Origin of the sequence: Antarcticibacterium flavum (assembly GCF_006159205.1) — a bacterium.
Taxonomy (GTDB): Bacteria; Bacteroidota; Bacteroidia; order Flavobacteriales; family Flavobacteriaceae; genus Gillisia; species Gillisia flava.
Genome location: NZ_CP040812.1, coordinates 3,505,608 through 3,527,151 on the forward strand (window position 1 = coordinate 3,505,608; position 21,544 = coordinate 3,527,151).

Annotated in this window: 26 protein-coding genes and 5 tRNA genes; 24 read left to right on the forward strand and 7 right to left on the reverse strand. The window is 41.2% G+C overall.

Features of this window, described 5'->3' with window-relative positions; all coding sequences use genetic code 11:
- Nucleotides 1-125: 125 nt before the first annotated feature.
- Both FHG64_RS15275 and FHG64_RS15280 read right to left on the reverse strand, forming a co-directional pair.
- Nucleotides 126-905, reverse strand: a complete 780-nt coding sequence (locus FHG64_RS15275; protein ID WP_246054145.1) for a hypothetical protein — start codon at nt 903-905, stop codon at nt 126-128.
- Between the two features lie 78 nt (nt 906-983).
- Complete coding sequence (locus FHG64_RS15280) at nt 984-1,718, reverse strand: class I SAM-dependent methyltransferase (protein ID WP_139067215.1); 735 nt, start codon at nt 1,716-1,718, stop codon at nt 984-986.
- Between the two features lie 11 nt (nt 1,719-1,729).
- On the opposite strand from FHG64_RS15280, the gene FHG64_RS15285 reads away from it, so the two are divergent.
- Complete coding sequence (locus FHG64_RS15285) at nt 1,730-2,221, forward strand: YkgJ family cysteine cluster protein (protein WP_139067216.1); 492 nt, start codon at nt 1,730-1,732, stop codon at nt 2,219-2,221.
- Between the two features lie 13 nt (nt 2,222-2,234).
- Here FHG64_RS15285 and FHG64_RS20025 read toward each other — a convergent pair whose 3' ends face one another.
- Both FHG64_RS20025 and FHG64_RS15295 read right to left on the reverse strand, forming a co-directional pair.
- Nucleotides 2,235-2,444: a PLDc N-terminal domain-containing protein gene (locus FHG64_RS20025; RefSeq protein WP_139067217.1), complete on the reverse strand. Its 210-nt coding sequence runs from the start codon at nt 2,442-2,444 to the stop codon at nt 2,235-2,237.
- 199 nt (nt 2,445-2,643) lie between these two features.
- On the reverse strand, nt 2,644-3,897 hold the full coding sequence (locus tag FHG64_RS15295; RefSeq protein ID WP_174760405.1) for an exo-beta-N-acetylmuramidase NamZ family protein: 1,254 nt from the start codon (nt 3,895-3,897) through the stop codon (nt 2,644-2,646).
- Between the two features lie 10 nt (nt 3,898-3,907).
- Here FHG64_RS15295 and FHG64_RS15300 point away from each other — a divergent pair, with 10 nt between their 5' ends.
- Together FHG64_RS15300 and FHG64_RS15305 are read left to right on the forward strand one after the other, a co-directional pair.
- Complete coding sequence (locus FHG64_RS15300; protein ID WP_139067219.1) at nt 3,908-5,143, forward strand: ABC transporter permease; 1,236 nt, start codon at nt 3,908-3,910, stop codon at nt 5,141-5,143.
- A gap of 68 nt (nt 5,144-5,211) precedes the next feature.
- Nucleotides 5,212-6,192, forward strand: a complete 981-nt coding sequence (locus FHG64_RS15305) for a PLP-dependent cysteine synthase family protein (protein WP_139067220.1) — start codon at nt 5,212-5,214, stop codon at nt 6,190-6,192.
- 51 nt (nt 6,193-6,243) lie between these two features.
- Here the strand turns inward: FHG64_RS15305 and FHG64_RS15310 are convergent, their stop codons facing one another.
- From FHG64_RS15310 to FHG64_RS15320, 3 genes are all read right to left on the reverse strand, one after another.
- Nucleotides 6,244-6,591, reverse strand: coding sequence for a hypothetical protein (locus FHG64_RS15310; RefSeq protein WP_139067221.1), 348 nt, complete (start codon nt 6,589-6,591; stop codon nt 6,244-6,246).
- Complete coding sequence (locus FHG64_RS15315; RefSeq protein WP_139067222.1) at nt 6,588-6,836, reverse strand: hypothetical protein; 249 nt, start codon at nt 6,834-6,836, stop codon at nt 6,588-6,590. Before FHG64_RS15315 ends, FHG64_RS15310 begins: the two co-directional genes overlap by 4 nt.
- Nucleotides 6,837-6,981: 145 nt before the next feature.
- Complete coding sequence (locus FHG64_RS15320; protein ID WP_139067223.1) at nt 6,982-7,545, reverse strand: hypothetical protein; 564 nt, start codon at nt 7,543-7,545, stop codon at nt 6,982-6,984.
- Nucleotides 7,546-7,623: 78 nt separating this feature from the next.
- Here FHG64_RS15320 and FHG64_RS15325 point away from each other — a divergent pair, with 78 nt between their 5' ends.
- The 21 genes from FHG64_RS15325 to rplL all read left to right on the forward strand — a co-directional run bounded on the left by FHG64_RS15325 (nt 7,624) and on the right by rplL (nt 21,425).
- Nucleotides 7,624-8,310, forward strand: coding sequence for an SGNH/GDSL hydrolase family protein (locus tag FHG64_RS15325; protein WP_139067224.1), 687 nt, complete (start codon nt 7,624-7,626; stop codon nt 8,308-8,310).
- Nucleotides 8,311-8,379: 69 nt separating this feature from the next.
- On the forward strand, nt 8,380-9,663 hold the full coding sequence (locus tag FHG64_RS15330; protein WP_139067225.1) for a DUF2851 family protein: 1,284 nt from the start codon (nt 8,380-8,382) through the stop codon (nt 9,661-9,663).
- An 18-nt stretch (nt 9,664-9,681) separates the two neighbouring features.
- On the forward strand, nt 9,682-9,912 hold the full coding sequence (locus FHG64_RS15335) for a PspC domain-containing protein (protein WP_139067226.1): 231 nt from the start codon (nt 9,682-9,684) through the stop codon (nt 9,910-9,912).
- Nucleotides 9,913-10,204: 292 nt separating this feature from the next.
- Nucleotides 10,205-12,277: an amino acid carrier protein gene (locus FHG64_RS15340; RefSeq protein ID WP_139067227.1), complete on the forward strand. Its 2,073-nt coding sequence runs from the start codon at nt 10,205-10,207 to the stop codon at nt 12,275-12,277.
- A 13-nt stretch (nt 12,278-12,290) separates the two neighbouring features.
- On the forward strand, nt 12,291-13,169 hold the full coding sequence (locus FHG64_RS15345; RefSeq protein ID WP_139067228.1) for a ComEA family DNA-binding protein: 879 nt from the start codon (nt 12,291-12,293) through the stop codon (nt 13,167-13,169).
- A gap of 147 nt (nt 13,170-13,316) precedes the next feature.
- On the forward strand, nt 13,317-14,507 hold the full coding sequence (locus FHG64_RS15350; protein WP_139067229.1) for an acyl-CoA dehydrogenase family protein: 1,191 nt from the start codon (nt 13,317-13,319) through the stop codon (nt 14,505-14,507).
- 208 nt (nt 14,508-14,715) lie between these two features.
- The gene (gene rpsU / locus FHG64_RS15355) at nt 14,716-14,910 is read left to right on the forward strand and encodes a 30S ribosomal protein S21 (protein ID WP_093113677.1); all 195 of its coding nucleotides are present in this window, start codon (nt 14,716-14,718) and stop codon (nt 14,908-14,910) included.
- 138 nt (nt 14,911-15,048) lie between these two features.
- The gene (locus tag FHG64_RS15360) at nt 15,049-15,936 is read left to right on the forward strand and encodes a tyrosine-type recombinase/integrase (RefSeq protein WP_139067230.1); all 888 of its coding nucleotides are present in this window, start codon (nt 15,049-15,051) and stop codon (nt 15,934-15,936) included.
- A gap of 36 nt (nt 15,937-15,972) precedes the next feature.
- Entirely contained in the window at nt 15,973-16,275 is a 303-nt protein-coding gene (gene hpf, locus FHG64_RS15365; protein WP_139067231.1) for a ribosome hibernation-promoting factor, HPF/YfiA family, read from the forward strand.
- 100 nt (nt 16,276-16,375) lie between these two features.
- Nucleotides 16,376-16,449, forward strand: a tRNA-Thr gene (locus FHG64_RS15370).
- A gap of 109 nt (nt 16,450-16,558) precedes the next feature.
- Nucleotides 16,559-16,640, forward strand: a tRNA-Tyr gene (locus FHG64_RS15375).
- A gap of 74 nt (nt 16,641-16,714) precedes the next feature.
- A tRNA-Gly gene (locus tag FHG64_RS15380) sits at nt 16,715-16,787 on the forward strand.
- Nucleotides 16,788-16,952: 165 nt separating this feature from the next.
- Nucleotides 16,953-17,024 (forward strand) — tRNA-Thr (locus FHG64_RS15385).
- Nucleotides 17,025-17,082: 58 nt separating this feature from the next.
- Nucleotides 17,083-18,270 carry an elongation factor Tu gene (tuf, locus tag FHG64_RS15390; protein ID WP_139067232.1) on the forward strand — a complete coding sequence of 396 codons (1,188 nt, stop codon included), beginning with the start codon at nt 17,083-17,085 and terminating at the stop codon, nt 18,268-18,270.
- A gap of 106 nt (nt 18,271-18,376) precedes the next feature.
- Nucleotides 18,377-18,449 (forward strand) — tRNA-Trp (locus FHG64_RS15395).
- A 15-nt stretch (nt 18,450-18,464) separates the two neighbouring features.
- Complete coding sequence (secE, locus tag FHG64_RS15400; RefSeq protein WP_139067233.1) at nt 18,465-18,662, forward strand: preprotein translocase subunit SecE; 198 nt, start codon at nt 18,465-18,467, stop codon at nt 18,660-18,662.
- 9 nt (nt 18,663-18,671) lie between these two features.
- Nucleotides 18,672-19,223, forward strand: a complete 552-nt coding sequence (nusG, locus tag FHG64_RS15405; RefSeq protein ID WP_139067234.1) for a transcription termination/antitermination protein NusG — start codon at nt 18,672-18,674, stop codon at nt 19,221-19,223.
- A gap of 76 nt (nt 19,224-19,299) precedes the next feature.
- Nucleotides 19,300-19,737, forward strand: a complete 438-nt coding sequence (gene rplK / locus FHG64_RS15410; RefSeq protein WP_139067235.1) for a 50S ribosomal protein L11 — start codon at nt 19,300-19,302, stop codon at nt 19,735-19,737.
- A gap of 20 nt (nt 19,738-19,757) precedes the next feature.
- Nucleotides 19,758-20,456, forward strand: coding sequence for a 50S ribosomal protein L1 (gene rplA / locus FHG64_RS15415; RefSeq protein WP_139067236.1), 699 nt, complete (start codon nt 19,758-19,760; stop codon nt 20,454-20,456).
- Between the two features lie 11 nt (nt 20,457-20,467).
- Nucleotides 20,468-20,992 (forward strand): 50S ribosomal protein L10, encoded by a 525-nt coding sequence (rplJ, locus tag FHG64_RS15420; protein WP_139067237.1) that lies wholly within the window; start codon nt 20,468-20,470, stop codon nt 20,990-20,992.
- A 55-nt stretch (nt 20,993-21,047) separates the two neighbouring features.
- The gene (gene rplL, locus FHG64_RS15425) at nt 21,048-21,425 is read left to right on the forward strand and encodes a 50S ribosomal protein L7/L12 (protein WP_139067238.1); all 378 of its coding nucleotides are present in this window, start codon (nt 21,048-21,050) and stop codon (nt 21,423-21,425) included.
- Nucleotides 21,426-21,544 lie beyond the last annotated feature (119 nt).

Sequence of the window (21,544 nt, forward strand, 5' to 3'; positions counted from 1 at the left end):
TTTTTTATTTAAACCCCAAACCGGACAAACCTTATAAGAGACAACCTTTTTAGTCTTGCAGCTGTCCTGGTTCTTGATTCTTATAGCGAAAGAGGTTTTTTTAACCTACAACCTACAACCTACAACTATTCGATCACCTCCCCCATTAGCCTGCAGGTCGAGGATGCACTTATCATCCATTTGGGGGTAGTGTTATTGTCCACCATATCAATAAGGTCTCTTCCAAACTGGACGTTAGCGTTCATTAGGCAGCCGTCCACCTCGCAATGCCCGCTGCTTGAACTGTCTTCATGATCCGTTTGTAGCGGGGTGCCAAGGTTTACCAGGCCAAACAGGTGGCCAAATTCATGATTCAACACTGTGCTCTCCACCGTGCTTTTGTCGGGAGCATTTAGTCGGCTGGAAATATTATTCACCGTCTCGCCGTAGATGACGATTGATGTATTCCGAAATGCAGAACCTAATACGATCTTGGTACTGGTGTCATTTTCGTTGCTGCCATCAGCAAAATAGATGTAAACAGCGATCTCATCACCGGCGTTAAAGGCGGTGCGTTCTTCAGACTCTATGTCTGCAATCTCCTGTATACTGAAAGGGGCTTTTCCCGAGGAGGCCACTGCTCTTTTAAAAATGGTGTACCCATCTGGCTTATGAGTGCGTTCCTGCAGGAATCTTTTAAGATTATCGATTGTTTTTTGAGTTGGTTCATGGCCATTGACGTATACCAGCTCTATACGCATAGAGGTGAATTTTTCACTACTAAGAAGGTCTGTGGCAGAAGTTCCCAGGGTTTTTAGATTCGCGCTTTTGTCTACCCCGTTGCCTCCCTGCCCGGGATCATCTGTTGTACAGCCTGCGAATACAAGAAATGCAATTAATAGAACAGTAATTTTGGAATACCTCATACCCAATGTCTCAAATTAAGGAAGTAAATATAATTAAAGAAAAATTTAAATTGGAAACCTTCAGCCTTAATCACTTGTTTATAACGGTTTTAATTCTGCCAGGTAATCGTAATGTTCACCTTTTTGAAGAAGGGTACAGGAAAAACGGTTCTTTGCAGCTGCAAGTTCAAGGCTATCAAAATCCAGGTATAACCAATCGAATTCTTCAGAGACCTCATCCTTATAACTTATCCTGAATTTTAATTCACCGTAATAACCCGCTGCCAGATCGACCCATATTCCTCCTTCTTCATCCTCATCGTAAAGGAATCTTAGATCTGAAGAATCAAGTAGTACTTTCCCACCTGCGTTAAGAAGTGATCTTGTATGGCTGAAAAATTCATCCAGTTTATTTAATCGCCCAATGATGCCGGTGCCATTCATTAGAAAAAGAATGGTGTCGAATTTTTCGGTTTTAAGGTTGAAGTAATCCAGTTGCCGGGCATCTTTTAGGCCGCGTTGTGAAGCTATTTCCACTGCGCCGGGGGAGATATCTATTCCCGTTACCTGCAGGGATCTCTCATTTTGGAGAAATAGGCCATGGCTCCCTGCCCCGCAACCCACATCCAGGACCTTGCCGCTACAGAGGCCAAGGGCTTTCTGTTCTAAAACAGGCATTTGCTCAAAATTCCTGAAGAGGTATTCGACAGGAATTATGTCGTCATCAAAATCGGGGGAATGAACGGTGATATTTGTAGTATCTTTTTCATTGTAATAGGCTTTTATGGCCCTGCCGAAAATATCTTTGTATTGGTCGCTGTGGTGCTTCTTCATATCTTTGCAAAATGGATGAGATCATACGAGCCCTTCCTGAAAAGGCCAAAGATAAGCATAAGGAAAATAAGAAGTTCTTTAGTGTACTGCGCAAAAAACCTCCTAAAGACCTGGATTCTCGCATGCAGGAAATTCATGAGGAAGAGTTCAGCAGGACCAATTGCCTAACCTGTGCCAACTGTTGTAAAACTACTGGGCCTCTTTTTACCCACAAGGATATTGAGCGAATTGCCAAACACTTCAGGATGAAACCCGGAAAATTTATAGAGGAGTTTTTAAGGGTAGATGAGGATAATGACAATGTGCTGCAGGAGGTACCCTGCACGTTTTTGGGAGCAGATAATTATTGCTCTATTTACGAGGTAAGACCTAAAGCCTGCCGGGAATATCCTCATACAGACCGAAGGGACTTTCACAAAATAGCAAATCTTACATTAAAAAACACGGCTATATGTCCTGCAGTGTACAATATAGTAGAGGAAATGAAGGTGAAGCTTAAATAAGACAATTCCAGCTCTATTGAGGATTGTGCCTCCTATACCTTTTGCCCATAATAAAATAAAGGATAGACCCAAAGAAAGGGAGAAATACAATGATCAATACCCATATTAATCGATGGCGCCCACGAAAATTTTGTTGGACCATATGAATAAGAGCCAGCACCGGCAGCACAAGGAGTGCTACCATGAGGGATGTCCAGACTACGCTATTTACAGCTAATATCATAGGTTATTTTATTTTCATTAATATAACAAATAATTTCGCAATATATAACCAGAACTTTAGTTAATAAATAGCTAATATGAAAACTCCTTTAGGGATTTAGTATGGTGTTTGTTTGCGAGCAATTGTTGAAAAAACCTTCATCCAAAAATGGAGAAATAAAACGGTTTACTCCCTCGTATTTTAAAGAAGGGATGATTTTTTAATATAGCAGGTACTGTTCCCTCTTTTTTGAAAAATTTTCCAGGCCTGTTTCCCAGGTCTCTCTGATTTCTTTCTCGCTAAGGCCGGCTTCTATTTGTTGTTGTAATTTCCTGCTTCCTGCAAGGCTCGTGAAAAAATTATTAAAGAAGGCAGATTTATCCTCTGTATGATTATAAGCTTCTATAAGCCAGGTTAGATTGATCTTATCCTGTCGTGGTTCTTCAGTAAGGTCCCGGCCATAGCATAATTTTCCTAAATGTTTTGGGCTCCTGGCACCTTCCATGGATTGGGGGGTATAGGAATGATCAAAGTGCCGGCTGTCCAGGTATGGAGATCCAAAAACCTGAAATTGGTTGGTGGTACCTCTTCCTGCATTTACATTGGTACCCTCAAAGAAGCAAAGGCTGGGGTAAAGGTTGACCGCCCGGGCATTAGGTAAATTTGGGGAAGGTTTGATGGCCAGTTCGTAAAGCATGTCGTGATCGTAATTTTCCATTGAGATCACTGTTAGTTCACATTGTACCCCATTCTTTAACCATTTTTCGCCATTGATCATTTTGCCATATTCGCCCATTGTTAAACCATGGACTACAGGGATTGGGTGCATCCCCACGAAGGTGGTGAACTGCGGGTCCAGGATAGGACCGTCAATATAATGACCGTTGGGATTTGGCCTGTCCAGAATTATGAGTGGGATACCATTTTCAGCACAGGCTTCCATTACATAATGCAGGCTGGAAATATAAGTGTAAAACCTTGTACCCACATCCTGCAGGTCAAAGATCATCACATCAATTCCTTCCAGTTGTTTGGCCGTAGGCTTTTTGTTATCACCATAGAGCGAGATCACAGGAAGACCTGTCCTGGGGTCTTTTCCATCCTTAATCACCTCGCCCGCATCGGCCGTCCCGCGAAAGCCATGTTCAGGAGCGTAGACCTTGCGAAGATCTACTTCCCGCGCTAATAGGCTGTCTACAATATGAACGTATTTTGTGTGTTCATCATTCAGGAAAATGACTGAACTTTGGTTTCCTACCAGGCCAACTTTTCTTTCCCGCAGAAGCGGCAAATATTCGTTAAGCCGGTTTGCACCGGTGACAATGGCGGGAGTCACAGGTTCCTCAATCTTTATGGAAGTTTGAGTTGTTGAGTTTGAAACTGCAGGTGTATCATTTTGCCCGGTGGTTCTTCCACAGGAAATAAGGCCGAAAAGAAGGAATAAAAATGTATTTTTGAGGAATCTATAAACCATAAGGAGACAGTTGAATTTCGAGTTTTTTATAGCCAAAAGGCTTATAAGCAGTAAAAAATATAAAAGTAGTATTTCTGCACCTATTATTAAAATAGCAATCACAGCTATTGCCATTGGTGTGATCATGATGCTGGTTTCCTTTGCTACCGGGATTGGGCTGCAGGTAAAGATCCGTGAAAAGATAGCGGCTTTTAATGGCCATATAAGCATTGAGAATTACGACAATAACAGCTCCCAGGTTTCCCTTATCCCCGTCTCGAAAAACCAGGAATTCTACCCCAAATTCACAACAGTCTCCGGGGTGTCACACGTTCAGGCAGTAGCAACTAAAGCCGGGATCATACGTACCGAAACCGATTTTGAAGGGGTGATCATGAAAGGCGTGGGGGGTGATTATAAATGGGAGAATTTTGAAGAATTCCTTGTAGAGGGTGAGTTGCCCGATTATTCACAAAATATAAATGAAGATATCATTATTTCCAGGTACCTGGCAAACAGGATGGGGTTCGAGGTAGGGGATAAGGTAGTTACATTCTTTCTTAGGGAAGACCCCAACAGGCCACCCTGGAGCAGGGGGTTTGTCGTAAAAGGTATTTATGATTCAGGGTTCCAGGAGTTTGACGAGCTCTATTTTCTTGGAGATATCAGGCATATTCAAAGGATGAACAGCTGGGAGAAAGACCAGGTAGGGAAATTTGAAGTTTTTATTGATGATTTTGATAACTTGGACCAAAAAGGTCAGGAGATCTATGAGAATACAGACTCCCTGCTGGATTCCCGCACCATTAAGCAAACCTATTACTCGATATTTGAATGGCTTTCATTATTTGATTTTAATATTGCCCTAATCATAGGGATCATGATCCTGGTAGCAGGAATAAATATGATCACAGCTCTCCTGGTGCTTATCCTTGAACGCACACAAATGATTGGAATATTAAAAGCGCTGGGAGGCGGAGACTGGGCCGTAAGGAAAATATTCCTTTATAATGCCGGTTACTTAATATTACTGGGGTTATTCTGGGGTAATTTAATTGGCCTGGGAATATTGTTCATTCAAAAATACTTTAAACTTTTTCCATTGAACCCTGAGACATACTACGTCACAGAGGTGCCGGTTTATATAGGTTGGGAATATATTCTCGCCGTTAATATTGGAACGCTGCTGCTATGCCTGCTTATGCTTCTTGTGCCAAGTATTATTATCACAAGGATCTCCCCTGTCAAGGCAATGAAATTTGATTAAAGTACACATTGCTCAAAACTTTGGAAAGCGAAGCAGATAGTTTACCTTTGCTGCCTCAAAAAATATGTATGGATTACGCTGAAAATATACTTGGGACCATTGGTAAAACTCCTATGGTGAAAATGAATAAACTCACAAAAGACATAGATGCCCTGGTCCTGGCAAAATACGAGACTTTCAACCCGGGAAATTCTGTAAAGGACAGAATGGCTGTAAAGATGATAGAAGAGGCTGAAGCAGATGGCAGGTTGAAACCGGGAGGTACTATCATCGAAGGTACATCAGGAAATACCGGAATGGGCCTAGCCCTTGCAGCTATTGTTAAAGGCTATAAAATGGTGTGTGTGCTTAGTGATAAGCAAAGCAAAGAGAAAATGGATATCCTTAGAGCTGTGGGCAGTGAAGTGGTGGTTTGTCCTACAGATGTTCCGCCGGAAGATCCACGCTCCTATTACTCTACCTCCAGAAGACTTTCTGAAGAAACCCCTAATTCCTGGTATGTTAACCAATATGACAACCTGGCCAACACCCGGGCTCATTATGAGACTACAGGCCCTGAAATTTGGGAACAAACAGACGGGAAGGTAACTCATTTTGTTGTTGGGGTTGGAACAGGAGGAACTATCTCTGGAGTAGGAAAATACCTGAAAGAAAAGAACCCCGATGTGAAGATTTGGGGAGTAGATACCTATGGTTCAGTTTTCAAAAAATATCACGAAACTGGGGAATTTGATGAAAAAGAGATCTATCCTTATGTGACTGAAGGTATAGGCGAGGACATCCTGCCAAAGAATGTTGACTTTAGTATCATCGACGGTTTCACTAAAGTTACAGATAAGGACGCGGCGGTCTATACCAGGAGACTTGCAAGGGAAGAAGGCTTCTTTTTAGGAAATAGTGCAGGTGCGGCCATAAAAGGGCTTTTACAACTTAAAGAACATTTTACTAAAGATGATGTGGTAGTCATTCTTTTTCATGACCACGGGAGCAGGTATGTTGGTAAGATCTATAATGATGAGTGGATGAAAAAAATGGATTATATCGATTAAACTCCTTTCTGTATTATAAGTTTAGACAAACGCCCTTCCCGGGGCGTTTTTTTATTTGCGGTGTTGCAGGAAATAGAATAAAAGACTGCCGGCAGTGTACATCATCACATCCATCACATCTGCTGTATAACGAGGTTCCACTTTGGGAAGGTAAACTTCAAAATAAAGTGCATACATGGCAGTAAGCGATAAAATAGAAAAAAGGGAGAGCCTAATGCGCCGGTCTCTCATGATGAGGTGTACTGCTTTAAGACATATAGTCAATACAATGGGCATACAAATAAAATCGTTTACATAAAATATCACCCAATTTGGAAGATACACATCAAGGTGCAGCAAGAGCTGAAGGAGCAGGAAGACAGCGACAAAAATGAAAAATAAAATATGTAATATTTTCATAAAAGTGCCAGCGAGACCAGGAATGCCAGGCCAAGGCCAACAGCCATAACGATGATCCATACCCAGAACCCAACATGGGCAAGCGCACGTATCACGGGGTTCTTATGATCCTTTAGATTGCTGCTTTTCTTTGGAGCTTCTCCTTCTGAACCATGTTTTTGGGTGCTATGGGATGCTAAAGGCGGTTTCTTCTTTCCCAATGGAGAGTCCTCTCCCCCGGGTTTTGGGTTTTTATCTGCTTCCATAATTGATCTCTCTCGTTTTATAATTGGCAGGGAGACCATTAAGCCTCCCGTTCCAAAAGATAAATAAAAACTGCTCTTTGGCAAAGCAAACCCGGGTGCTGCAGGTTGGTTTAACTAAGATTTAGCAAAAAAGAGCAGGTTGTTATCATTCCCAGCCCCAGGGTGCAGCCGGAGCTTCTACCGGTTTAGAGAGATCAAAATACACATTAAAAGGTGGGTTTCCCGAACCTATTCGTTGCAGGTTATAGGAAAAAGTTTCATCCTTCAGCGTCATCCACCACACATTGGTAGAGGCATAGCCTATAAGTTCAGCCGTTTCAACATCTGCAGGAAAGAATTGCACATGGGGAAGGCCCGTATTGGGGCTGGTACCGCCATACTGGGTGATGTTATCCTCGCTGCCATCTTCATGCCTGTGATCGTGTTTTAGTTTTATCCTGTCATCCTCGTAAGTAAGGACCCAGGTGCGGGACCTGTCATCGCCCACATAAAATGGGATGGTGATAGTATTCTCATCACAGGTGCGTACAAACATGGTAAGGGTCTTCCCGCTAAAATCATCATTGGTCACGTGAGGAGCCAGTTTTCCCTCATAGGCTTTCCCGCAGTGGGTTTTAAGGTTTTCCCAGAATTGCAACGCTGCCGGTTTTTCCTGGGCCGTCACCACGGTAAGACACAAAAGGAACAGGGGGAGAAGGAGGTTTTTCATTATTTTGGATAGCTAAATAGTTTATAAAAAGTTTTTTGTTGCTGCAAAATACGCTAATTTCAATCTTAAAACCTTTCTATGCGTAAAATAATACTCATCTTGGTTACAATTTTAGTTGCCGGCTGCGGTACAATTGGAAATTCGAATATTTCTGAAGAAATGGATTACAGCTTCCTGGCCCTGGGCGACTCCTATACAATAGGGGAAGGAGTGGAAATAGAACAAAGCTGGCCGTTCCAGTTAACTCACCGACTGCGGGAAAGAGGCTACAGGGTTGCCCCTCCACGCATAGTGGCCCGTACTGGATGGACCAGTCGCGACCTAATAAGGAATATTGATGCTGAAATTGATGTGCACCGGGATTTTCACCTGGTATCCATACTAATTGGGGTCAATAATCAATACCAGGGAAAACCCAGGACAGAATTCGAGGAGGAGCTGCGGGAGATCTTCAGGAAAGCGATTAGTCACTCCAAAACCAGGGAAAGAGGGGTGTTTGCCCTTAGCATCCCAGATTATAGCGTCACTCCATTTGGAGAAGATAATGCAGAGGTGATTAGTGAAGAAATTGACAGGTTCAATGATACGGTAAGAAGGATCGCAGAGGAATTTGATGTAGATTTTTATAATATTACACCTTCCTCCAGGGAAGCACTTAATAACCGAGCACTCATCGCGGCAGATAGTCTTCATCCCAGTGCCTTGATGTACCGCTTTTGGGTAGATGATATTGTGGAGGAGGTTATAGAAAAGCTTCCGGGATAATATTTACTTCTGCAAAATTTAGCTGAAAAACCCTGCTTTATTTTTGAAAAAATCTTGTATTTTCAGATAATGAAAGAGGATTTTCTTCACTACATCTGGAAATTCAAGAAATTCAATCCAGGCCTGGCCCGGACGGTTCATGGGGATCCTGTTACCCTTATAGATCCAGGTATGGCGAATGTCAATTCTGGTCCAGATTTTTTCAATGCAAAACTTAAAATAGGAGAGCAGCTTTGGGCAGGAAATGTGGAGATACATATAAAATCCTCTCATTGGTATGAACACCATCACGAAAAGGATGAAGCCTATGATAATGTTATCCTGCACGTAGTGTGGGAGGATGACCTGGAGATATATAGAAAGGATAACTCCCTGCTGCCGGTAATGGAGTTGAGAGATATAATTTCCCCTGCCACTTTTCAAAATTACAGGGAACTGCTTTTGGCTCCCAATGCAAGTTGGATAAACTGTGAAGGCAGCTTTCATTCTTTCGAAGAATTTGATCTTCAAAACTGGCTGGAGAGGCTTTACCTGGAAAGGTTGGAGGCAAAGTCAAAAGTGCTGCTGGAACTTTTGAAGAAATATGAAAATGACTGGGAAGCTGTACTGTTTAGATTGATCGCTAAAACATTTGGATTAAAAGTAAACGGCAGTGCTTTTTTAAGTATGGCCCAAAGCTTTGATTTCAAGGTCGTTCGCAAATGCAGGGATTCCCTGCTTTCCCTGGAAGCATTATTCCTTGGCCAAAGTGGCCTCCTGGAGGAGGAGGTGGAAGATGTTTATTTCAAAGAATTGAAAAAGGAACATTTATACCTAAAAAAGAAATACAGGCTGGAGAATAAATATGTAGAAAGGCCAAAATTCTTCAGGCTGCGGCCAGATAATTTTCCCGGGCTCAGGCTGGCGCAACTCGCAGCTCTCTACAATGGGGTCCCGCATTTGTTTTCAGCCGTAGTAGAGGCAGGGTCTGTACAGGACCTTAAAAGGATCTTTTCAGTGGCACCATCTGCCTTCTGGAAGACCCACTATACTTTTTCTAAAGAACATACGGCCAGGAACAAAAAACTTTCAGCCGCATTTGTGGACCTTTTGATCATAAACAGTTTGCTTCCCGTGCGGTTTAGCTATGAAAAGATTACCGGTACCGGGGATCCTTCAGTAATATTAAATATGGTGGAACAATTAAAGGTTGAGAATAATACTGTGATAAACAAATTCAATTCTATAAGGCCTGGCATTGGTACAACAGCGCTTGACTCCCAGGCCTTACTGGAGCTTAAAAATAATTACTGCGATAAGAATGCCTGCCTTCAATGCAACCTGGGTATAAAACTTTTAAAAGGAGAAGCCTAATCTTCTTATCTTTGTGTTATGCTTAAGTTTATTTACGACATACGCCATTTTTTTGAAAGACACGGGTTTTATGTCTCCTCCCGGCTGGGAGATAAGATAGGAATTCGTGCCAGGAGCATAAGGCTCTTCTTCATTTATCTTTCCTTTGCAACCCTGGGGATGGGCTTTGCGGTTTATTTAACCCTGGCTTTCTGGCTTAAGATCAAGGACCTTATTTATACAAAACGTACCTCTGTGTTTGATCTTTAGGATCCTGGCTGTATTTTCCCTGGGAGGATGAAAAGTTAAATATATTACCCAATACAGGAGTTTTTTCCCCTATGCTTGCAATATAATATAATGGAAACTTTTATTTATTAGGAGATGCTGAAATTCCCATTTTATACCACCTTTCCAGGTCGCAAGACCTTTCCCGGCCGGTGTAGAGATTTTATTTTAACAAATCCTTTACAATTTAACTTGTAAAAATTTGAAAAAGCCCAATTTTTTAGCATCTTGCTTCGCTGTTAAAATAACCTTCATTATTAATCAAAATATTTTTATGAGAAAGTACTTACTTTCATTGTTCTTTTCATTTTCAATTTTATCATTATTTGCCCAGGAGCTGGATGTTAAAGCTAACATAGGAAATCCCTCCAATATTATTAATGACGGGTTTGTTGAACTGGAAGTAACAGGAGGTGTTCCTCCCTATACTTATAAATGGGATGACCAGGGCACATCCCTTAACTCTCCACGCGCACAGGGTCTTGCTGAGGGCGTGCCGGTAAATGTAATTATTACAGATGCTGAGGGAACTTCTACCACCCGGTCCTACAAGGTAGAAGCAAATGCAATTACTGAACATTTTAACGGAAGTTTTAAGCCTATCGTGGCAAGTATGGAAAAGGTACTATTTTGGGATCTTTTCTCGGCTATTGGTATTTACGACCCGGTGGTGTATGCCGATGCAAAGAACGTACCTACCCCGGGCTGGACGGCCGGGATTGAGGACAGATTTGTCCTGAAACAATGGCTAAAACCTGAGAACTCCCAGATTAATAAAGGGGAACCAATAGCAATAGTTGAATCTGATACCGGGGAAGACATGGAAGTTCTTGCTCCTGCCAGTGGTACCCTTGAGTACCTGGTAGAAGAAGGTAAGGTGATCTATAATTTCGAAAATAAACAACATGTTATAGAGCAGGGAGCACATAACCTGGCTCGAATAGTATATGATGAGAAGGTGCCGTTAACCCATCCCAATGGAGACCCTCAAACAAAAAATATCCCCTTCATTGTGGTTTGGCTGCTGTTTGGAGCTTTATTCTTCACCCTTCGAATGGGCTTTATAAACATACGAGGTTTTCGTCACTCCCTGCAACTTGCACGTGGAAAGTATGATGATCCCGATGCCCCGGGACAGGTAACACATTTCCAGGCGCTGGCAACTGCGGTTTCGGGTACTGTGGGGCTTGGTAATATTGCCGGGGTGGCAGTAGCTATTTCTTTAGGTGGTGCAGGTGCAACTTTTTGGATGATCATCGCAGGTCTCCTTGGGATGTCCTCTAAGTTTGTAGAATGTACCCTTGGTGTAAAATACAGGTTTATTAACAGTGAAGGAAGGGTTTTTGGAGGACCTATGAACTACCTGCGTTACGGACTTGAAAAGAGAAACAAAAAAGGTTTAGGGAAAGTACTTGCAGGCCTCTTTGCTATCCTCGCGATTGGTGCCTCTTTTGGAGGTGGAAATATGTTCCAGGCAAACCAGTCCTTTGAAGCTTTACAGGGCCAAATGCCTTTCCTTATTGGTAACGGCTTCTGGTTTGGAGTAGTAACTGCTATTCTGGTAGGTGTCGTGATCATTGGAGGTATTAATAGTATCGCTAAAGTAACTGGAAGAATAGTTCCTGTTATGGCCGGTGTTTATATTCTTGGATGTCTTGCAGTAATAGGAATAAATATTGAAAATATTGGACCCGCCTTCACCGCGATATATGATGGTGCGTTTAGCCCGTCTGCACTAAAAGGGGGAATAATTGGAGTATTGATCGTTGGGTTCCAGCGTGCCGCGTTCTCTAACGAGGCCGGGGTAGGATCTGCAGCTATTGCACATAGTGCAGCTAAGACAAATCATCCTCCATCTGAAGGTTTTGTGGCACTCCTTGAGCCATTTATTGATACAGTAGTGGTTTGTACACTTACCGCGCTTGTATTAATTTTTACAGGAAAACATGAGGCAGTTGGAATTGCAGGGGCACAGTTAACATCTGATGCTTTTGGAAGCGTGATCTTCTGGTTCCCATATGTACTTGCAGCAGCGGTATTCCTCTTCGCTTTCTCCACCATGATCTCCTGGTCATATTACGGGATGAGAGCCTGGACCTATCTCTTTGGAAAGAGTATTAAGAGTGAGATCATTTATAAAGTGCTTTTCCTGGTATTTGTGGTGGTTGGAGCTTCTGTAAGTTTAGGTGCCGTTCTGGATTTCTCAGATATGATGATCCTTGCTATGTCCTTTCCTAATATCATTGGTTTATACATCATGTCTGGCGAAGTGCGAACAGATCTTCGTGATTATATGAGGAAGTTAAAGGCAGGAGAATTATTTAAAAAACAGGTAGAAGTGAAGTAACTACTTATTGCCAATGAAGAATATTAGATCCCATTTTGTTTTCAATAGAAGTCAGCAGAATGGGATCTTTTTATTGGTAGTTATCATAATTTTTCTTCAGCTGGTATACTACTTTTATAATTTTACAACTTCAGGAGGAAGTCCCGGGCCTCTGGATGAGGAGCTGGTGAGACTGCAGCAAAAAATAGATTCAGCCCGTATGGCCGGCGCGATGGGAGATACTGTGCGCATCTATCCTTTTAATCCTAATTTTATAACAGATTATCGTGGCTATACCCTTGGAATGTCTATTGAAGAAATTGACAGGCTGCACGTTTATCGCGCCGGGGATAAGTGGATAAATTCTGCTGAAGAATTTCAGAAAATTACCGGGGTATCAGATTCATTGCTGAAGGTGATCTCTCCTTATTTCCAATTCCCGGAGTGGGTGACTTCCGGCAGAAGGAATTCTGGAAGAAATGTCGCTGTTCCTGTCACAAGACCTTCAGCAGAAAAAAGGAACCTTAATACCGCAGGCCCGGAGGATTTAATTAAGGTGCGGGGAATAGGTGAGGTACTGGCAGGAAGAATAGTCAATTACAGAAGCAAAATTGGTGGTTTTGTAAGTGATTTGCAGCTTAAGGATATCTACGGCCTCTCCTTTGAAGCCAGGGAGCAGCTTCTTGGAGAGTTTACCGTAAAGGAACCTCCTGCTTATGAAATCTATAATATCAATAGGGCTACAGTGATGGAATTAAGTAGTGTTCCCTATATAGATTATGAACTGGCGAGGGAGATTGTTAACTATCGACTATTGCATGAAAAAATTCACACCTTTGAAGAATTATCAAAAATAAACAGCTTTCCTTCAGAAAAAATTGACAGGATTGCGTTATATTTGACCTTAGAATAAGAATTCGGAATTTTTTCCTTTAAAAGGCAGAAAGTCTCTTCTTTATTTTGAGAAAATTTTGCCAAAGCTAGCAGGGGTTTTACTCTTATGCCTTAAATTTAGAGTTTTCTCTATTTCACAAATTAATATTTTAGATTAAGATTTTTTATGAGTAGTATGTATTTTACAGAAGAGCATGAACTCTTCAGAAAAAGCTTCAGGGAGTTTTTGCAGAAAGAGGTAGTGCCACATATAGATAAGTGGGAAAAGACGGGAACCATTGAGCGTTTCATTTGGAAGAAATTTGGAGATATGGGTTACTTTGGCCTTATATATCCTGAAAAATACGGGGGGATGGACCTTGATCTATTTTATACTGTTATTTTCCTTGAAGAATTACAAAAGATAAACAGTGGCGGTTTTGCAGCTGCAATGTGGGCACATGCGTATCTTGCGATGACGCATTTAAATGCTGAGGGTGATGAGGACATCAAGGAGAACTATTTAGCTCCAAGTATTGCCGGGGATAAGATTGGATGTCTTTGTATTACAGAGCCATTTGGCGGTAGTGATGTAGCCGGCATGAAATCTACGGCAGTAAAGAAAGGTGATTCCTATATCATAAACGGTTCCAAGACTTTTATCACAAATGGGGTATATTCAGATTACCTCGTGGTTGCTGCCAAAACGGATCCTGAAAAAGGAGCCAAAGGAATGAGTATTTTTCTTGTAGACAGGGATACTCCTGGAATCTCTGCTACTAAACTTGATAAATTAGGCTGGAGAGCATCAGACACTGCAGAGATTGCTTTCGACAATGTAGAGATCCCTGCCAAAAATCTTATGGGTGAGGAAGGAAAAGGCTTTCCTTATATCATGCAGCATTTTGCCTTTGAAAGATTGATCATGGGAGTTAATGCTCACGCGCGTGCAGAGTACGCTCTGGATTATACTATAGACTATATGGGGGAGCGGGTTGCCTTTGGAAAGACAATAGATAAATTCCAGGCGCTTAGACATTCTGTGGCCGATATGGCAAGTGAGGTTGAAATGGCAAAAGAATTCAATTACTCTATTGTAAAGAGAATGATAGATGGGGTATACGTGGTGAAAGAAGCCAGTATGTCCAAATTAATGTCTACAAAAATTGCAGATGATGTTATCTATAAGTGCCTTCAGTTCCTTGGAGGTTATGGCTATATGGAGGACTATCCCCTGGCGAGAATGTTAAGGGACAGCCGTCTTGGGCCTATTGGAGGTGGAACATCTGAGATCCTTAGGGAAATCATTGCAAAGATGATCATCGATAAAAAGGAGTATAAGCCTGCAGCGCAGGAGGTGAGAGGCGAGCAGCGATAAGCAGGAGTCAGGAATCAAGAGACAAGATCCAAGAATCCAGGTAAGAAATGGTAGAGACGTCAAATTTCACGTCTCCTCTCTAAATTCCTGTGATTCAATCTTTCCTCTTTTCCTGAAAAAAAATATAAATAAAATAATGAGAAAGGTTGCAGGATAACGGATTTGAATTATCTTTGCACCTTTAATTTTAATGAAAGGAGGTGACACTATGTTAATTATACCAGTTAAAGACGGAGAAAATATCGACAGAGCGCTGAAGCGTTTTAAAAGAAAATTTGATAGAACCGGAACAATGCGCCAGTTGAGAAGCAGGCAGCATTTTACAAAACCGTCTGTTGAACGTAGGGCTCAAGTCCAGAAAGCACAATACATCCAGCATTTAAGAGACCAGGAAGAGATCTAGGATCTAGTTTTCAACCTTCTTTCTTGCAGCGGCGTTAAGCTTAAAAGATAGAAACCGGCCCTGCATTCAAGGGTATTACGATAATAATGACTGTTGGTGGACCAAAGTTTTATAACTTTGTTCATCAACAGTTTTTTTATGCCCTATAGTAAATTCCTTGATTACCTTCTCCTCGAAAAGAAGTATTCCATTCATACGGTGAATGCTTATAAAGCCGATCTCTCTTCCTTTTCAAAATTCATAAAACTTGAATACGATCAAAGATCCCTTAGGGAAGTCAATTATTCCCAGGTTAGGAGTTGGATTGTTAAACTTGTGAACAGTGGCTTGAGCAACAGGAGCGTCAACAGGAAGATCTCCTCTTTAAAAGCCTATTACAGGTTTTTGCTGAATGTAGGGGAGGTGGAGAAAAACCCTCTTGCTGCTCACAAAGCATTGAAAACAAAGAAAACTATTCAAATCCCCTTTTCTCCTGAGGAAGTTGAGCAGGTGCTCGGTTTTGAGGAACCAACTAATTTTGCTTCAGCCCGTAACGCTGCTATTGTTATGATGCTTTACGCGACAGGCATACGCCGGGCAGAATTAATTGGGATCAAGCAGCAGGACCTGGATATGGAGAACCGGTTGGTGAAGGTCCTGGGAAAACGCAATAAGGAGCGCACTATTCCTTTGCTGCCCGAATTATGTAAAAAGCTCGAGACTTACCTTAAGTACAGGGATGAGCTTCCCGGCTCAAAAGATCCTAATTTATTTCTTACCGAAAAGGGAATTAAAGTATATGAAAACCTTGTTTATAGGATTATAAATAATTACTTTAGTGAGGCATCCAATAAACAAAAAAAGAGCCCGCATATATTAAGGCACTCTTTTGCCACTCATTTATTAAATAAGGGTGCAAATTTAAATGCAGTAAAAGAATTATTGGGCCATTCCAGTTTGGCAGCTACGCAGGTTTATACGCACAACAGCATTGGGGAGTTAAGTAAGGTGTACAACAAGGCGCATCCACGCCAGGCTAAAAAATGACCTTAAAAATATTGTTTAATTAAATTTTTATAGGAGATGAAAGTAAATGTGCAATCCGTCAATTTCAATGCAGATCAAAAGTTAATTGATTTTATCCAGGTAAGATTGGACAAATTAGAACATTATTACGACAAGGTGATCTTTGCCGATGTTTATTTGAAAGTGCAAAATACAAGTGATAAAGAGAATAAAGTTTCAGAAATTTTATTGAGTATTCCGGGTGGGGATCTAATTGTGAAGAAAACCTGTAAAAAATTCGAAGAGTGTGTGGATGAGTGTGTTAGCACATTACAGCGCCAGCTTAAGAAGAGAAAAGAAAAAATGAAGGCCTATGCATAATACATTTTTCATGAAATTTGTTTTGTGAAATAAATAATTTGTATACATTTGCAGTCCGTTAGAAATAGCGGACTTTTTTGTGCTAAAAAAGTAATGAAAGGCCGATGTAGCTCAGCTGGCTAGAGCAGCTGATTTGTAATCAGCAGGTCGTGGGTTCGAGTCCCTCCATCGGCTCTGAAATTTTGAAAGAAAAAGCTTGGTGATAAGGTAAAATTTTATTTAAATTTGCACCTTCAAAAAACAAGCCAGTTTCAAAATGGTTCTGTGAAATATTGAAATTAAAGGGGAGATACTCAAGCGGCCAACGAGGGCAGACTGTAAATCTGCTGACTATGTCTTCACAGGTTCGAATCCTGTTCTCCCCACTACTTTAAATTCCAAATAACAAATTCCAAATACCAAGTTGGAGTTTGGTGCTTAAGGCAGGGGGTTTAAAAATGCGGGAGTAGCTCAGTTGGTAGAGCGTCAGCCTTCCAAGCTGAATGTCGCCGGTTCGAACCCGGTCTCCCGCTCTGGGTTTTCCATTGGAAAACCGGAGTTAATAAAGAAGAATGCTTCTTTATAACCGAAAGATTCTCACGCTACGGCGTGTTTTTCTGCTAGGAAAAAATTAGCATTTGTTTTAAAGACCACCTGGTTATCTCCCCAAGAAAGCTTTGACGGAGGTGACTTTTTTTGCCGACGTAGCTCAGGGGTAGAGCGTTTCCTTGGTAAGGAAAAGGTCACGAGTTCAATTCTCGTCGTTGGCTCTAGATTTTGTATAAAATTGAACACTAATATATAACTAAGATTAAATAATTATCAATTATGGCAAAGGAAACTTATAGTCGTTCCAAACCGCACTTAAACGTTGGTACGATAGGACACGTAGATCACGGAAAAACAACTTTAACTGCAGCGATTACTAAGGTAATGGCTGATGCTGGTTATTCAGAAGCCAGGTCTTTTGATCAAATCGACAACGCTCCGGAAGAAAAAGAAAGAGGTATTACAATTAACTCTTCGCACGTTGAATATTCAACTGCAAACCGTCACTATGCGCACGTTGACTGTCCAGGTCACGCCGATTATGTTAAGAACATGGTTACTGGTGCTGCACAAATGGACGGTGCTATTCTTGTGGTTGCGGCTACAGATGGTCCAATGCCACAAACTCGTGAGCACATCCTTCTAGGACGCCAGGTAGGTATCCCAAGAATCGTTGTATTCCTTAACAAAGTTGACCTTGTTGACGATGAGGAATTATTAGAGCTTGTTGAGATGGAAATTAGAGAATTACTTTCATTCTATGAGTATGATGGTGATAACGGACCTGTAATTTCAGGATCTGCTCTTGGTGCACTTAACGGTGAAGAGAAGTGGGTAAACACTGTAATGGAATTGATGGAAGCTGTAGATAGCTGGATCGAATTGCCAGAGCGTGATGTTGATAAGCCATTCCTAATGCCTATTGAAGATGTATTCTCTATTACTGGTCGTGGTACTGTTGCAACCGGTCGTATCGAAACTGGTGTTGCAAACACTGGAGATCCTGTAGAGATCATTGGTATGGGAGCTGGAAAACTTACTTCTACTATCACAGGAGTTGAGATGTTCCGTAAGATATTAGACAGAGGTGAAGCTGGAGATAACGTTGGTATCCTTTTAAGAGGTATCGAGAAAACTCAGATCTCAAGAGGTATGGTAATCACCAAGCCAGGATCTGTAACTCCACACGCTAAATTCAAAGCTGAGGTTTATATCCTTAAGAAAGAAGAAGGTGGACGTCACACTCCATTCCACAATAACTACCGTCCACAGTTCTACGTTCGTACAACAGACGTAACTGGAACTATCAACCTTCCAGAAGGTGTTGAGATGGTAATGCCTGGAGATAACTTAACTATCCACGTTGACCTTTTACAGCCAATCGCAATGAATGTTGGTCTACGTTTCGCTATCCGTGAAGGTGGTAGAACAGTAGGTGCTGGACAGGTAACTGAGATTTTAGACTAAGTATTGTACATATGAGTAGAGGTATCCTGTATAGCAGGATACCTTCACTTATATTTAGGAGTTTGGCTCGATAAATGTGCGTTATTGTACGATCGGGTTCTTATAAACGGGTTTAGCTCAGTTGGTAGAGCACTGGTCTCCAAAACCAGGTGTCGGGAGTTCGAGTCTCTCAACCCGTGCAAATAGTAAAAACAATGGCAGGAATCGTCAATTATATTTCAGAGTCTTACAGCGAGTTGAAAAACCACGTGACCTGGCCAACCTGGCCTGAGGCTCAAAGGCTTACAATAGTTGTAGCTGTTTTTTCAATTATATTTTCTTTGGCAATCTGGGGTGTAGATACCGTTTTCAGTGGGATCATTGAACAATATTTTGAGTGGATCAAATCATAAATCATGACTATGGCAGAGGTTAAGGATAAAAAATGGTATGTAGTTCGTGCCGTAAGTGGTCAGGAAAATAAAGTAAAGGAATACATAGAACGTGAGATCTCACACCAGGGAATGGAAGATCTTGTGAGTGAAGTTTTGGTTCCTACAGAAAAGGTGATCCAGATTAGAAATGGAAAGAAGATTTCCAAGGAGCGCGTTTACTTTCCAGGTTATGTAATGATCCTTGCCAACCTTACAGGTGAAATTCCTCATGTTATAAAAGGTATAAATGGTGTAATTGGATTTTTAGGTGAGACAAAAGGAGGAGATCCTGTGCCGCTTAGAAGATCTGAGGTAAACCGTATGCTGGGGAAAGTTGATGAACTTTCTGTAAAAGCAGATAATGTTGCAATACCATTCACAATTGGTGAAACTATTAAAGTAATAGACGGGCCTTTCAACGGCTTCAATGGTACGGTGGAAAAAATTAATGAAGAAAAGCGTAAGCTTGAGGTGATGGTGAAGATCTTCGGAAGAAAAACTCCATTGGAACTTAGCTATATGCAAGTAGAAAAAGTATAAAGGTAATAACTGTTACATTTATTTTTGATAGTTTTTAAAGCTTCCACTCTAAAACTATCACCTAAAAATTATAAAAATGGCAAAAGAAGTAAGTAAAGTTGTTAAACTACAAGTTCGTGGAGGTGCTGCTAACCCATCACCACCAGTTGGACCTGCTTTAGGTGCTGCCGGAGTTAATATAATGGAGTTCTGTAAGCAATTTAACGCCAGAACCCAGGATAAGCCAGGTAAAGTATTACCGGTTCAAATTACAGTATATAAAGATAAGTCTTTTGATTTTGTAATTAAGACTCCTCCGGCTGCAGTTCAAATTCTTGAAGCAGCAAAGAGTAAAAAAGGTTCAGGAGAGCCTAACCGTAAGAAGATCGCCAGCATGTCCTGGGATCAGGTTAGAGCGATTGCTGAAGACAAAATGCAGGATTTAAACGCATTTACCGTGGAATCTGCTATGAAAATGGTAGCGGGAACAGCTCGCTCTATGGGTGTAACTATTAAAGGGCAGGCGCCGTTTTAATCCAAAACAGAAAATTAAAAATGGCAAAAGTAACTAAGAAGCTTAAGGAAGCACAGGCTAAGATCGAAAACGGAAAAATGTATTCGGTAGCTGAAGCTTCTGCTTTAGTAAAAGAAATATCCTACGAGAATTTTGACGCCTCTGTGGATCTTGCTGTTCGTTTGAACGTAGATCCTCGTAAAGCTAATCAAATGGTAAGAGGGGTTGTAACCCTTCCTCACGGAACAGGTAAGGATGTAAAGGTTCTTGCTTTGGTAACTCCAGATAAGGAAGCTGAAGCTAAAGAAGCCGGAGCAGACTTCGTAGGATTGGACGAGTACCTCGATAAGATCAAAGGAGGTTGGACAGATGTTGATGTTATAATCACAATGCCTAGTGTTATGGGTAAGTTAGGACCTCTTGGTAGAATTTTAGGACCACGTGGTTTAATGCCAAACCCTAAGACCGGTACAGTAACTATGGATGTTGCAAAAGCAGTATCTGATGTTAAAGCCGGTAAGATCGACTTCAAAGTAGATAAGACAGGAATTGTACACGCCGGGATTGGAAAAGCATCTTTTGATGCCGATAAGATTGCCGGAAACGCAAGGGAATTATTAACTACGCTGGTAAAATTGAAACCTCAGGCTGCAAAAGGTGTGTATATTAAGAGTATCCACATTTCTTCTACAATGAGCCCAAGTGTTGAGATCGATACCAAAAGGTTCACTGAGCAATAATATTATAGATTATGACAAGAGAAGAAAAATCATTAGTAATTGAAGATTTAACTGCGCAGTTAGCAAATAATCAAATTATTTACCTTGCGGATATTTCTGGCCTTAACGCCTTGAATACTTCAAACCTACGTAGAGCTTGTTTCAAAGCAAACGTAAAACTTGCAGTAGTTAAAAATACATTGCTTGCAAAAGCTATGGAAGCATCAGATAAAGAATTTGGTGAACTTCCTTCAGTTTTAAAAGGCAATACATCTATTATGATCTCTGAGACCGGAAACGCTCCGGCCAAAGTGATCAAAGAATTCAGAAAAAAATCTGATAGGCCTTTACTTAAAGGAGCTTTTATTGAAGAAGCTATCTATGTAGGAGATGATTACCTGGAGACCCTTGTAAACATCAAATCAAGAGAAGAACTTATTGGAGATATTGTTGGTTTACTACAATCACCTGCGAAGAACGTTGTTTCTGCGCTTAAATCAAGTGGTGGTAAACTAGCCGGAATTCTTAAAACTCTTTCTGAAAAAGAAGAGAAATAATCACGCGCACTATTAATAATTATTTATAACAAAGAACATTTTAAAACGATAGAAAATGGCAGATTTAAAAGATTTCGCAGAGCAATTGGTTAACTTGACAGTAAAAGAAGTTAATGAGTTAGCTACAATTTTGAAAGACGAGTATGGTATCGAGCCTGCTGCTGCAGCTGTAGCTGTTGCTGGTGGTGCTGCTGGAGGTGGTGAAGAAGCCGCTGAAGAGCAAACTGAATTTGATGTAATCCTTAAAGCAGCTGGAGCTTCTAAGCTTGCAGTAGTTAAATTGGTAAAAGAGCTTACCGGTCTTGGTCTTAAAGACGCAAAAGAATTGGTAGACAACGCTCCAAAACCAGTTAAAGAAGGAGTTGCAAAAGACGAAGCTGAAGCACTTAAAACACAGTTAGAAGAAGCAGGAGCCGAGGTTGAGCTTAAATAAGCTTGACAAAGCAATATTATTTAGGTTTAGACCTCAGGATTCGATCCTGAAGGTCTAAACCCTTTTGCGTATATAATGGCATTGTCCTTGTAACGCACCCACATATATAACTTAATTAT

Coding starts and splice junctions, on each gene's coding strand:
- FHG64_RS15275 (WP_246054145.1), bottom strand. CDS start 905: ATGAGGTATTCCAAAATTACTGTTCTATTAATTGCATTTCTTGTATTC.
- FHG64_RS15280 (WP_139067215.1), bottom strand. CDS start 1,718: ATGAAGAAGCACCACAGCGACCAATACAAAGATATTTTCGGCAGGGCC.
- FHG64_RS15285 (WP_139067216.1), top strand. CDS start 1,730: ATGGATGAGATCATACGAGCCCTTCCTGAAAAGGCCAAAGATAAGCAT.
- FHG64_RS20025 (WP_139067217.1), bottom strand. CDS start 2,444: ATGATATTAGCTGTAAATAGCGTAGTCTGGACATCCCTCATGGTAGCA.
- FHG64_RS15295 (WP_174760405.1), bottom strand. CDS start 3,897: ATGGTTTATAGATTCCTCAAAAATACATTTTTATTCCTTCTTTTCGGC.
- FHG64_RS15305 (WP_139067220.1), top strand. CDS start 5,212: ATGGATTACGCTGAAAATATACTTGGGACCATTGGTAAAACTCCTATG.
- FHG64_RS15310 (WP_139067221.1), bottom strand. CDS start 6,591: ATGAAAATATTACATATTTTATTTTTCATTTTTGTCGCTGTCTTCCTG.
- FHG64_RS15315 (WP_139067222.1), bottom strand. CDS start 6,836: ATGGAAGCAGATAAAAACCCAAAACCCGGGGGAGAGGACTCTCCATTG.
- FHG64_RS15320 (WP_139067223.1), bottom strand. CDS start 7,545: ATGAAAAACCTCCTTCTCCCCCTGTTCCTTTTGTGTCTTACCGTGGTG.
- FHG64_RS15325 (WP_139067224.1), top strand. CDS start 7,624: ATGCGTAAAATAATACTCATCTTGGTTACAATTTTAGTTGCCGGCTGC.
- FHG64_RS15330 (WP_139067225.1), top strand. CDS start 8,380: ATGAAAGAGGATTTTCTTCACTACATCTGGAAATTCAAGAAATTCAAT.
- FHG64_RS15335 (WP_139067226.1), top strand. CDS start 9,682: ATGCTTAAGTTTATTTACGACATACGCCATTTTTTTGAAAGACACGGG.
- FHG64_RS15340 (WP_139067227.1), top strand. CDS start 10,205: ATGAGAAAGTACTTACTTTCATTGTTCTTTTCATTTTCAATTTTATCA.
- FHG64_RS15345 (WP_139067228.1), top strand. CDS start 12,291: ATGAAGAATATTAGATCCCATTTTGTTTTCAATAGAAGTCAGCAGAAT.
- FHG64_RS15350 (WP_139067229.1), top strand. CDS start 13,317: ATGAGTAGTATGTATTTTACAGAAGAGCATGAACTCTTCAGAAAAAGC.
- rpsU (WP_093113677.1), top strand. CDS start 14,716: ATGTTAATTATACCAGTTAAAGACGGAGAAAATATCGACAGAGCGCTG.
- FHG64_RS15360 (WP_139067230.1), top strand. CDS start 15,049: ATGCCCTATAGTAAATTCCTTGATTACCTTCTCCTCGAAAAGAAGTAT.
- hpf (WP_139067231.1), top strand. CDS start 15,973: ATGAAAGTAAATGTGCAATCCGTCAATTTCAATGCAGATCAAAAGTTA.
- tuf (WP_139067232.1), top strand. CDS start 17,083: ATGGCAAAGGAAACTTATAGTCGTTCCAAACCGCACTTAAACGTTGGT.
- secE (WP_139067233.1), top strand. CDS start 18,465: ATGGCAGGAATCGTCAATTATATTTCAGAGTCTTACAGCGAGTTGAAA.
- nusG (WP_139067234.1), top strand. CDS start 18,672: ATGGCAGAGGTTAAGGATAAAAAATGGTATGTAGTTCGTGCCGTAAGT.
- rplK (WP_139067235.1), top strand. CDS start 19,300: ATGGCAAAAGAAGTAAGTAAAGTTGTTAAACTACAAGTTCGTGGAGGT.
- rplA (WP_139067236.1), top strand. CDS start 19,758: ATGGCAAAAGTAACTAAGAAGCTTAAGGAAGCACAGGCTAAGATCGAA.
- rplJ (WP_139067237.1), top strand. CDS start 20,468: ATGACAAGAGAAGAAAAATCATTAGTAATTGAAGATTTAACTGCGCAG.
- rplL (WP_139067238.1), top strand. CDS start 21,048: ATGGCAGATTTAAAAGATTTCGCAGAGCAATTGGTTAACTTGACAGTA.